The 12376-nt window shown below is 36.3% G+C and carries 7 protein-coding genes; all 7 read right to left on the bottom strand.

Translation table 11 applies throughout. The features are described 5' to 3' along the window. Positions 1 to 376 precede the first annotated feature (376 nt). The 7 genes from N3I35_13865 to N3I35_13835 all read right to left on the bottom strand — a co-directional run bounded on the left by N3I35_13865 (position 377) and on the right by N3I35_13835 (position 12365). Positions 377 to 1999, bottom strand: coding sequence for a BtrH N-terminal domain-containing protein (locus N3I35_13865; GenBank protein MCX8131172.1), 1623 nt, complete (start codon positions 1997 to 1999; stop codon positions 377 to 379). Positions 2000 to 2175: 176 nt separating this feature from the next. After that, positions 2176 to 2700, bottom strand: coding sequence for an antiterminator LoaP (gene loaP / locus N3I35_13860; GenBank protein MCX8131171.1), 525 nt, complete (start codon positions 2698 to 2700; stop codon positions 2176 to 2178). Between the two features lie 672 nt (positions 2701 to 3372). Next, on the bottom strand, positions 3373 to 4866 hold the full coding sequence (locus N3I35_13855; GenBank protein ID MCX8131170.1) for a metallophosphoesterase: 1494 nt from the start codon (positions 4864 to 4866) through the stop codon (positions 3373 to 3375). A 15-nt stretch (positions 4867 to 4881) separates the two neighbouring features. Further along, positions 4882 to 9717, bottom strand: a complete 4836-nt coding sequence (locus tag N3I35_13850) for a phosphoribosyltransferase (GenBank protein MCX8131169.1) — start codon at positions 9715 to 9717, stop codon at positions 4882 to 4884. 156 nt (positions 9718 to 9873) lie between these two features. Beyond that, entirely contained in the window at positions 9874 to 10083 is a 210-nt protein-coding gene (locus N3I35_13845; protein MCX8131168.1) for a hypothetical protein, read from the bottom strand. Positions 10084 to 10119: 36 nt separating this feature from the next. Next, positions 10120 to 11331, bottom strand: a complete 1212-nt coding sequence (locus N3I35_13840; GenBank protein ID MCX8131167.1) for a hypothetical protein — start codon at positions 11329 to 11331, stop codon at positions 10120 to 10122. A gap of 35 nt (positions 11332 to 11366) precedes the next feature. Further along, positions 11367 to 12365: a hypothetical protein gene (locus tag N3I35_13835; GenBank protein ID MCX8131166.1), complete on the bottom strand. Its 999-nt coding sequence runs from the start codon at positions 12363 to 12365 to the stop codon at positions 11367 to 11369. Positions 12366 to 12376 lie beyond the last annotated feature (11 nt).

Genomic DNA, 12376 nt, shown 5'->3' with positions numbered 1-12376 from the left:
AAATATATTAGTATACACAGCATACCCGGTTTTATTTACATAATAAACAAATGAATGTTGTACACTGTAGAAAGCACAGGAGAAAGAATGTCAAATGTTATTCTGGATTCTTGAAATCATTCTCCTCTATTTTTTCCCTAATTACATTTTTTAGAATTGTACTCACAAAAAACTCCTCCTTAATATTATGTAAATACTTCTTACCAAGAAGGAGTTATTCCCTTGTTACAAACCATCAAAATTTTTACAGCTTCTTTATTTTTGGCACCCTTTATATTGACGTTTACAATTTAGCTGAATTCTTAAAATACCATCCTTACTTACTCTTCGACACTATCTCCAAGATAACACTTAATCCGGTAGTTTACTGCAATAACTAACTCTCTGTATAATTAATATTAGAAAATTCAACGGTAAGCATCATAGGTTCCCATGTCTTAGAAAATAATCCAAAGCATTTTGCGCTTGCAGGTGACTTTAGTGTATAGCCAAGGTTCCAACAGCTACCTCCGTGTAATCTATAATAGAAGCTATATAAATCTTTTTGCTTTTCAACCTTTAAATATAGCTCGTTTATTGGAAAGAACTTTTTAAACAAAAGACTGTCGCTATCATATTCAGGACATAGTACACATACACTTTTGCCCTCTTCATTTCCGAACAAATATTTTGTCCCATCATTTAGTTTTAGAATCAATCCAGACTGGAAGTAACTCCCTTTAGCGTAATTAACAGAAACTTTCGTCTCAAAACAGAAATTAGTATTTTGTTTTGCATATAACAACATTTGGGGTGCATCATTCTGCAAAACCCACAAATTATATACCTTATCGGGAGAATGAACAATTTTTATTTTGTCTTTTTCTTGAATAATTGCCGCTCTGAAGTTATTCTCTTCCGTAAAATCCATACTTTCTTCATTTTCACTTTTTATATTTTTAAGTTTCTCAAGATTAGATTCTGAAATGATTTCTACAAATCTATCCCTGAATACTCTTTCATTAGTTATTCCCGTCTCAATCAGCCTGTTTATTTTGCTAAAATCCCTTTCCTTTTTAGTAACGTTATAGATAATTCTGTTTCTTATTAATCCCCAGCACTCAACAACCTTGTCTTTATAATGCCCTAATTCAGAAATTAGTTCTTCGCTAATATCAGCATCTCTTAAATAAGTAAACAAGAGATCATAATAGACAGTCTTAAAATTACTCTTGACAGACATTTCCCTTATATCATCATTAGACCCTTTTAATTCTACATTCCTGATAGTCTGAAGTTCTACATATTCATATTCAATTTCGTTTTTATTAATCAAATTTAAAATATCAGCGTGCTCTAAAAGTACGTCAGGAATATCTGTATCTGGCATGGTATCACAATTGCTTATTGACCAAAAACACTGCTTGTAGCGGTTTTGTACAATATCCTTAAAATAATAATAGTTTGTTTCATACATATCGGAGAATTTCATTGCAAAATTTTTATATGCAGCATCAGTACCATAATTGATATGTACAGAATCCAATATAAAATAAATCTCCCTTTCCGTATCATAGCCCTTTATAATAAAAAAATGTGGGCGGTGTGTCCTTTTATAGTCATCTACATTATAGAATATACAGAAAAGATCTCCTGGTACTAATATGCGTGCACCATTATCAATTTCGCATCTAATTTTCTCATGCATTTCCTGTTCTGATGAAAATTCAACAGTTTTAAAATGTACTCCAAATTTACTTTGAAGTACATTTTTACTAAATTCAAAAAACTGATAGAATAATGTTCCATGGTATTTTTCTAAATATTTATCCGAAAACCATCCATCTACCTTAAATGAGTCATAAAAACTTAAGTAAAACAGAAACAAATTGAAATACCCGGGCTTAAAAGACTCAAACAGAATTGCCCACGGCTTATAGAAACAGCTTATCTCCTTCCATGTGTAATTATCAGTATTTTCAGTAATGCTATCAATAACTCTAAAAACAGATGACCTCATACCTCTTAAACAACCTTTCCTATAAGTTAACTCGTTGTGCTAGTTGGTTGCAATTGCTTGTGCAGTGACCTAGAGCATATTAATGAAGCTCGCAATCAAAACCGGCTAGTTCAATAGATTAAGCAAATAACTAAATAATCAAATTTAATATGATTAAAGTTTTACAAAAGCAATACCTACCCTACCCTTGCCACAATCTCCAACGCCACACCAACCAACCTTCTGTCCCCCATAAACTCCATCTCAATCCATGCCTTCCTTTTATGCCGGTCTATCTTCCTCACTATACTCTCCCGCCCCCTGAGAGGTCCGTGCATTATATGTATCCTATCACCTTCGATAATCCCCCCTGATGATTCTATACAATAATCCTGGTTGCACAAGCTGAGCAACATCTGCTTTTCACTTTCCCTCATCGCAAATTCTCTGTCGGAATACTTCAATATACGGACAACATCACTCAGTGTATAGGCAAAAGTATTTGTTCTCTCTAAAAGCTCCTGGCAGGGTGCGTCAGATTCTATAAACACATAGCCCGGAAACAGCGGCTTCACCACTTTTTTTACCACTCCGGAGGTTTTTAAAAACATTTCATGTAAAGGTACAAACGGCGCATACATATCATCCTCCAGCCGTACTTTCAAGAACCGTTCCACCCTGTGTTCCTGACCTGTCCTTACAAAAAGTACATACCAATTCATACTGCCTCCCTACATTTTATATAAAGATGTGTATAGCTCCGCCCATTCACTTATCCTATTCGATAAGCTACAACGATCTTTAGTGCATATTCCCAATCGGTAGCCAACGCGACCCGGCAGCGATTAACAGCCAAGAAGTGCTTTCTATGCTGATATATTGAAAAACTCTATTTACCTAAGACGTGTATTTATGTTAGAATAAAAAAGGTAACAAAAAATAGCATAAAGCTATTCTACCGCTGACCCGTAAATCACCGTTTCCGACCAAGAACCCGTGTGATTTATGGGTTTTTGCTTTATAATCATAATAGTCTTAGATTATTATTCCTTTGAAACCGCTTACAGTAAAGTGATAAACTATTGCTAAAAACAGTCTTATTCGAAGTATTTATATAAATTATATATTAACCTTTAAGATGGTTTATTGAAGAAAATTATTGTTTGTAAGATGTTGAATAAAACAAAGTATGGCAACTAAATAAATTCAAATATTCATATATGTAACCGATTGCATAATTTATAGTAAATAATATTAATAGGATAATACTAATTGAAAAATATGTCAAGCGTTTCCATGTATTTTTTTGTCATTAATTGTAGGAAATCGTATGTTTTTAGAATCGCACAACTTATACTATTTCCTACAATATTTTAGCACAAACATGTAATAGATTAATAAACAATATCCTTAGGTTCAATCGTAAACTCATCTTTTTCAAAATCTATCCTGTTATTCTGTATTACCACCGGGTTGACTTTAACACGCCTAACTACAGAATCTTCCCGCTCCAGCTCATAAACACAAAAACCTCTGGTATAATCATCCTCCCTTTTTTTGTTGTTCATAAAAAGGGATGCTGCCCCGATTGATGCCAGTTTATCCGTGTACCTTCCCTCCCTGCAGTTAAGGAACTGTCTCGAATACTTATGCTCATGCCCGTATAAATAAAGGTTGGCCTTCATAGTATCTATTATGTCCGTCATTTTTCTCCAGACAGTCTTCTTTGCTGCATCATCCGCACCCCACCCATACCTCTGAGGAGAAAAATGCGACAGTATTATTGTATATATGTCCCTCTTCCCACGATTTGGTGAAATCTGCTGATTAAGCAAGCTTTCATAGTTATCGGAAATGCTGACCCTTTCTCCTATATGCTTGCCAATATCATTTATCATGGAAATTGTGTCAATATGAAGGAAGCACACTCCCAGATGCAGGAACATATTATTGACATAGAAATAGTTTTCCTTGTTAAGTATCCAGGTTTCGTCCTTTGTCATCTCATATGCAAATCTTTTAAAATTATACAGCCCTAGTTCCTGATTTTCGTTTTCCTGAACGCTTCTCTGCTCATAAGCATTTTTTGAGAACTTGTATTCATAATAATTCCCTGCACATGCATCAAAATTGAAATCATGATTGCCTGGCACTATAAGAATCCTTTTAGAGATATTTGCATTATTACCGGGCCAAAGCCGTTTGGTGAATTCAATGAGCCATTTCTCAGCAAGCTTATATTCCCTCGCTTTCCCGCTATATGCAATATCCCCTGATAAAATAAGAAGATCCGGAATAAGGTTTTCCCTATCTAAAAAGTTGTATATAGTGTTATATTGCGGAAACATCTGGTTGTCATCACCAAACTGCAAATCCGACAAATGTAATAATGTCAGCTTCTGGTTTTCTGATATATTCAGTGATGCTGTTTTGCTTAAGTAGTAATTCACAAGTCTTGTATGAATTGTATTAATAATATTGTTAAAACTGCTGGCTTCTGAGGAGTCGTATATCTCCTTGAAATTCTGCCATTTGAATAACCCGTCTATCATAATGTCACTGTTATTTCTAATCTCGTTCAGATAGTTGAATAATTTCCCCTGATCTTCCTCCCAATCACTGCTGACAAGAAATACAACTGCGTCCTTTCTGTTATCACACAGTGTTTTCAGAAGGCTTTGTATATTTACTCTCCATTCCTGTAAATTTACATCAAACAAGTATCCGTGTATGTTTTTATCAGTCGCCAGTATCTCTCTTATTTTTGTTACATCATAATCAGGATCATCGATATATGGCAGTTTGAATTTAGGAGACAAGACTTTCTTATAAACCTCCCTCCGCTCACTGGTAAGTAAATCGTCAATGACAAGTAAATTAAAATCCATATATATCCACTCCTCCTATTTATATCTCAAAGCCGGAATAATCATTTGTGACCGCAAGTACTCTTCACGGTTCCTCACTATCCTCTTATGCCTTATCTTACCACCCAGTTCTTCCAGATGCTCTTCGCTATACCGCTTCTTACCCTCTTTAATTTGATTAATCTCATCAACATCCCTGCTGTAATTATAATAGAATTCTATATAAAGAGCTTTCGCCCTTACTTTTACGTAAATCCAGAGATTTGCCATGTCTGAATCCGATTTATCAACCGGGTTATGTTTCTTAACCTGAGAATGCCTTATGTCAGTTAGCAAATTTTCCACTTCATATGCAATCAGATTATCAAAATAATATGAGTATGCACTGTTTATTATGTTGCCTGCACCATCTTGAGGGAAGTTTACGTCAATTTTGCAGAATCTCGCGTTGTACCCACTGCTGCTTTCCTTATGAATACTGCTTATTTTTTTGTCTATAAGAACCTGCAACTTTTGTTTTAACAATTCCTTCGATAGTTTCATCTTTTCAGCTTCAGTATCTACACTGATAAAGAGCCATTGATATATATCATTAATAAAGCTCAGGTAAAGTTTTTCAATATCCTCAAGCATGCTCACAACATCATCTTTTTCAATTGCAAACACTTCTTTGTATTCTTTTAAAATATTTGTACGGTTTCTTAATTTTTCTATGAAACTCTCAATCTCCTGAATCCTGTCCCTGATATAATCCCTTGGGTTTATTACCTTATCGGCATTAGTCATACTATAGTTTTTATATATGTAATAATACGAAACAGGAATATTTATCAGACAGTCCTTTACCAGATCCAAGCTGTTTAATAAATTGACAATGCTATGCAATTCCATTTTGCAGCCTGTTTCATATTCCTTTTTAGACTTCAGAGTGTCAACAAAATCAATTATCGGGCGATTATGCCGCTTGCCGCCTTTATGATACAATTCAAAATTGAAGTTGTTATAAAAATTGTTTATTTCCCTATCGCATAGCAGTAATCTGTCCGCATCATTATTAATTGAGTCTTTTATATGCCGTACATGATTTTTTGAGAAATAGGATAAAACAATCCAGAAATCAAAATTAGTTAACGAAAATGAAACTTCGTTAAATTTCGTCAATATACTGCTGATGGTGTCAGGCTGCTGACCTATTAGAACTAATGCAGCTAAAGCAGTATAGTTATTTATATCCTTTATTTTATAAAGACTCTCTATCAGCAGGACCAGCATTTCATATACCGAATTGCTGGAAAGCCCGAATCCATACAATATAAGGATACTTCCGACAAGCAATATGATATCCTCAGGTTTCAGCTCCGGATTATTTGCTATGATGTCTGTGATGGTGTTATCTTCAGAAATTAAAGACAGCATCTCCGAACAATATAAAAACATTCCTATATCTGTCTTAATCTCTACGCTCTGCCCATCCGAATGTTCAAAAAAACCTTGTTTGAGATTTATACTTCTCTGCCTCAGGCCATGATTACTGTGGATATTCATCGAATCGACCTTTCCCCAGGCTTCTATCCAGTAATCGATCCTTTCTTTAGCCATGTTTGATGCAAGGTGGCGCTTGAAATTATTCACAAGTAAAATGCTATTGCACAGAACACATAAGTTTCTGGTGCTTAATCTGGGTATGTCAGTGCGCCAGTAGGATCGGTGCCGCTCGCTGTAAGGAGCATAAATAGGCAATCTTTGCCTGTCGATGAGCGAGAGGGTATGGACACTCTTTGCTTTAAGTGATGTCAGTACATGCTTAAGCTCCTTTCTTGTCCTTCCCGAGACTATTATATCATCAAATATAATCACACGGCCTATCTGGCTCTGGCTAAGCCTTTTCTCAATGACATCCAGGGTCAGAGGAGATATCAGGAATGAGGAGCCGTCCCTTCCCTGCTTTATTGGCACTAACGCAATTATCTTATCATGTATCTTTTTATTGAAAACCTGTTTTACAATCTGCATGATCACATCAGTGTTGTGTTGAGACAGGTAGACAATCATATCTGATTTATTACTCTCACTGATTCCCTTTTCCGAATAATGATCTGCAATATATTGAATAATTTTTGATTTCCACTTTTCCTTTCCCATATCCGAAAGGTATTCATCCATATCCCTCTCATTATTACCTAAAGCAATATATATTTCGCTTATCAAAAATGCAGCCAGATGCCCTTGCTCATAAAAACTTGATTTAAACTCATTTACAATATCTATAAAAACAAAGTCGTGATTTCCGTTATACTCAATATGTCCCAGCCTGATAAATTCAGTAGATAGTCTTTGATAGTCGCTGTTATAGCTATCTACCAGATTTCTCCTGTAAGGAGTATTTCCATCAATATCACGTCTTAAACTCCTTAAGAAGTACTTCTGTCCATCTGGGGCTATCATCGGAGTTTTTCCTATCCTCTTCAGTTTCTCGGCATTCTCCTTATGAAACGGTTTTGTCATGGTTTTATCTATCCAATCCTGTTGGGGCCAAAGAAATAATGAGTTCACTTTCATTATTGATTCGGGATGCTTGAAAAAATATATGTTTACGGAATTTTCATTCTTGACTTTAATGTCTTTATTATCTGTCTCAGTTTTCCCTGACATATAGACACTGCCCACATTTATTATATTACTGTCATCATTGATTTCAGTGTTAACATTTAAATCATATACAATCCTTTTTGTCATATGATCAACATTTTTAAAGTAGACATTATTACTGTTAAATATTATAGTACTTCTTTCCAATGCCACGCGGAACAGCTCCAGACATAGTGATTCGGATACCAGTTGAGGAAAATTTATGTACCCTTTGATAGGTTTTTTGTTTTCATCCCAGATAATTTCCTCATTAACATATAACGAGCTTTCTTGTGAACTACTGTTTTTAATGCTGTTCCATAACAAATGTGAGTCATAATACTTTAGAAGCGCAAGCAGATGGTATACTGAGTTTACGGAAAACTCGGATTCCTCCTCTGTGTTTCCATCCATAAACTTCACCATTTCAGTTTCATCTATTGAAAATGCGTATTCTCCCTCACTAACATTATAATTTCTTTCTAAAATACATATTGAAAGCCTTTTAGAAACCAAAACGATTTTTTCAACCTTTTTCGGAAAAGAAAAGGTTTTGGAGTTCCTGAAGAACTTAACATTATTAAGTGCAGATATGAATACATAAAAATCCTCTGTAGAGATATCTGCAACAACTAACTTGATTTTTTCGTTTTCGCTTTCACCTAAAAAGTCATCTATGCTTTGATAAACAGACATTTTGCTTTGATTTGTCTTCGGCAGCAAAATATAGTTTTTTGTACTGGACGGGTTATATCTATAATTTATTAACAAATCCTCGTCTCTATTACTTTCAATATTTTCAAACCTTGAATCCTTAAAATATATCTCCCGCTGCTTAATGCTTTTTTTTATATTCAAAATATGCTTTTCATCAGCATATATTTTCATCAGTTTATCCAGGTCAGGTTTAAAACTGAATTTTTCTGTCTCAAACGTCTTTATAAAGCTATTGCTGACATACGGTTGCAGATTCGCTGCTTCTTTAGTGTAGTACTCAGAATTTGTCTCCTGATTTACATACTTCTCATAGTCGTCCTTAACGATGCGTAACCTCGCCAGAAAAGCGAAACACTGTACACTTTTACTTTTCAGACTTGATGCATAGTCATTTTCATAGAATTTTTTTTGCGAATCCAGAGTACTGTTATCATGTTCATAGCAGTATGTTCCCAAGTATTCATTTATATCCTTTATCCATATAAAATCCTTGTTTTGTGAAAGAAGCTGGTATATTAACGAATGTCCGCCTTTTTCCGATTTAAATTCCTTATTATTCGTTTTTCCCCTGTGTCCCTGAATAAACGTCTTTCTGAAGGACTCTCTTAAAGGATATACATTGTTTTTCGTCTCAACAACAGTGTTTGAATACCCTATTCCATTATCTACAACATACAATTCTATAAACTGAGGGTTATTATAGAAAAAGTTCTTGGTGAGAAGTGGATTATGAATATGCTCCTCATCTATCCGCTTCTTTAATTTTTCCTTCTGGTCTGAGTCCATCTTATAGTTATAGCCCTCTCTATACCTTATATATATCGAACCAAACCCCTTTTTCTCTCCGGGATATGCGTGTTCTCTTATATTCTGGACAAGTTCCACCAATATTAGTTTGATTTTATGAGTGAGACTATTGACTTGTGTATAAGTCAGCTTTTTTTGTTGAAGGGCATGTCTGATATTATTCATCTCTTTTGTTATGTAATTATCAATATCCCCTATTTCAAAGGGATTTATTATTTTTAAGGGAAACACCTGGCAGCGATTAAAGCTTAATTCTATATCATACAATTTCATCTTTTCTATAGTATCATCATCACATTTAGATTTGTTGAAATATACATCCCCTATGCAAATAAGCTGCTTTAAGAATCCTTCCTGTGCAATATATTTCAATAATTTCCGTTTATTATCTTCACTATCGCTGGGCAGGTAAAATGCCAGTTCTCTATCCTCTTTACTCTTCTTAAAACTGTACAGTGTGAGTATCAGGTTGATGAACGGTATAGGATCAACCCATTCCAGATCTCTCATATCAATAATAATTTTCTTGATCTCGTACTGATCATTATTATATTTATAAAACCCGTTCTCTATATAGGATTGGATAATTCCGAAGCTTACTGCCCATTCTTTTGTCCGGAACTCATCCTTAAGTAATAAACTCAGATTACCTGCTTCAATCTCACTAAGATATATCTCAAATGAATCATCAATATTGAACTTAATACGCTGCTCTGACATAATTACCTCCAAATAATTAGAACCTACCTAGATATAATTCTATATATGTTTCCATATACCTCCAAAATACTCTAAAAAAAATAATAATTTGTAAAATATAAGTACACGCAAAGAAAGTAAGGCTTTCAGTTTGCGCTGAAAGCCCTATTTTCCCGTCTATATATCTTTTCTTTTCACAAGCTTTTTGTTCTTTATTTCAAAATCGTCAACACACTTGCCTTCAAGCTTTTGAATATCTATTGACATCCATTTTATACCATCCAAATTATCCATTGATGCATTCTCATCCGAATAGATTTCATCCACTCTATGTTCCGACCGGATGATTTTGCCTGTTTTATCATAATACAACCGGATAATAGCCATTACATATCCTCCTTTATTCAGTAATCCCGATAATACCTATAATGGTGCTGCCATAATGCAGAAAGACCCATCAACATTTACACCTGCACTATTGCTGACAATAACTGTTGTGACACTGCTGGTTCCCAATATGTTTACCCTATAGTCCCCATATGGATAAGAGAAATGCACAAAGGGGCTCACCGGCTTTGTCCAGTTTATCTGATATTCACCTTTTCTTAATCTGTATACGGACGTTACGTTATGGTAAGAATTGCTTAATATTGTTCCATCGCTATTGACTGCAATATATCCGCCTAAAAGAAGATTTTTTATATTCCAGTCTACTTTCTCATAAGTCACTGCTCCGTCTCTTATGTGATCGGTTCCAACAGCACGGTATACATCTACTGAAGAATCATGTCTAAGCTTTTCATAAGTCACAGAATTGTTCTTAATATGATCTGTACCCACTGCACGGTTTGTATCAATTGAAGTATCAGACTGCAATTTGGCTGCCGTTACTGCATTGTTCCTTATATGGTTTGTCCCCACTGCACGGTTTGCATCGTTTGCCCCGTCGGAGCGCAGCTTGTCGGATGTGACCGCATTGTTTTTTATATGGTCTGTTCCCACCGCACGGTTTGTGTCATTTACTGCATCCGAACGCAGCTTATTCGAATCAACTGCATTATCTCTGATGGTGCGTGTAGATACGGAATTGTTCCGCAGCATTACCTCATCTATGGAATTATTTCCAATGGTCGATACTACCACGGTACGTTTATCTGTAATACTGCCGGAACCTTCCACCATACCGTCTTTCAGTTTGACCTGTGCAATATAGATAGCCCCTGCAGGTACCTTGTCCCGAGGCGAAACTGCAAAACAGGGTTTTTCAACTATTCTGGTATGATTGCCTGCAACCCCCGGGTCATTGCTTGGCTCTGCGGGCTCCTCACTGTAATATACGTAGATATCAACCATATTAACGTTACCCGGCATAGGCAAAGGACAGGTTTCAAACAGGAATATCTCCCTTCCCTCACAGTCCAAAGCCATTCCACCCAATACCAGCACTTTTGTCTTGTCATTCGGGTCTAAAGTATTGGGAGTAACTTCAAATCCGGAAATAACTACCCCTGTCGTATGCAGCCTCTTGTTGTGCTCCCTGTGAAGCCTGGTATGGTATTTCTGTTCATCCACAAACTCCTTTGCTCTAAGGAACTGTCTCTCAAAATAACTAACGCGTTTGATCTCATCCGACATTTATGTATCCCCCTGCCTTAATAATATAATATAAATTACCGACCTTCTATTATCCATGGTTCACCGTATAGCATGGTGGTTTCACCAATTTGTGCATCTGTATCCTCAGGCGTCTTTTTATCCGGCGCCAGCTGCATGGTGCTCGCATGGACACAAAGCCTGTAGTAACTGTTTGCTGGTTTTTCAGCATCCAGAAAATACTTTACTGCCCTCTGAAACGCAAATATTCCTTCCGGACAGCGCATAACAGGTGCTGTAGAGTCTATCACAAGGTCCACTACAAAAAAATGTGCGGGACCCTCTCCGAGCACTGTATCAACCCCCAGTACCGACGTATCGCCTAGTTGAAAAACTGTGTCAACATCCGTATGTGTCCTTGTCAGGTCTGTCAGTATAACAGTACCCTTGATTATTTCACCCTTGAGCCATTCCTCAAGCAGTTTTCTCAACCCATTGAGAGTATAGCGTTCACGGTATAAAGGAATTGCTGCCTGCAAAAATGAGCGGTTCCATTGTGCAGACTTATCCTCCCTCAGCGGCAAAGCTGTGAAACCTGCAATATATGCAAGAAAATCGTATTCGGAAGTAGGCGTGTACCTGAATTCGGGTGGTGGGGTAACAGCAAGGTTGAACAAATCGGAAATTCCCCCGGAAAAGACCTCGATGACATCCCCGGTTTTTAGGCGATCAGCAAATCCATCATCTTCAACCTCAATATTGCTTACACCCTTTGCTCCCGCAGGAATTTCCTTTGAAAGTCTTGAATAATTATCCGTTCCGGGAATCCTTACAGGTGTGCCGTTTACAAACCTGATGTCTCCGCTTTCAAATTCCTTTACAGACAGCACTCTACCCACACCGCCTATATAGGTGAGTGAAATAATGTTTCCTTCAATTGCAGCTTCCAGATTCTCAAACATGGTTTCCATAGGCTCCAGAAACCTGCTTAATATATTCATACCCTCTGCTTCACCACTGCGCAAATACTGTGGAAGATAGTCAAGAAACTGTATAGGCCGCATATTCTTTGCCACGCTTAGACCAC

The sequence above is a fragment of the Clostridia bacterium genome, assembly GCA_026414765.1.
In the GTDB taxonomy this organism is placed as follows: domain Bacteria; phylum Bacillota; class Clostridia; order Acetivibrionales; family DSM-27016; genus SKW86.
Note: the sequence above shows the minus strand (reverse complement) of the source record. Positions and strands in the feature narration are given on the sequence as shown.

What these genes read in the sequence shown, in the direction of transcription:
- N3I35_13865 (MCX8131172.1), bottom strand. Translation starts at nt 1,999, where the DNA reads ATGAGGTCATCTGTTTTTAGAGTTATTGATAGCATTACTGAAAATACT.
- loaP (MCX8131171.1), bottom strand. Translation starts at nt 2,700, where the DNA reads ATGAATTGGTATGTACTTTTTGTAAGGACAGGTCAGGAACACAGGGTG.
- N3I35_13855 (MCX8131170.1), bottom strand. Translation starts at nt 4,866, where the DNA reads ATGGATTTTAATTTACTTGTCATTGACGATTTACTTACCAGTGAGCGG.
- N3I35_13850 (MCX8131169.1), bottom strand. Translation starts at nt 9,717, where the DNA reads ATGTCAGAGCAGCGTATTAAGTTCAATATTGATGATTCATTTGAGATA.
- N3I35_13845 (MCX8131168.1), bottom strand. Translation starts at nt 10,083, where the DNA reads ATGGCTATTATCCGGTTGTATTATGATAAAACAGGCAAAATCATCCGG.
- N3I35_13840 (MCX8131167.1), bottom strand. Translation starts at nt 11,331, where the DNA reads ATGTCGGATGAGATCAAACGCGTTAGTTATTTTGAGAGACAGTTCCTT.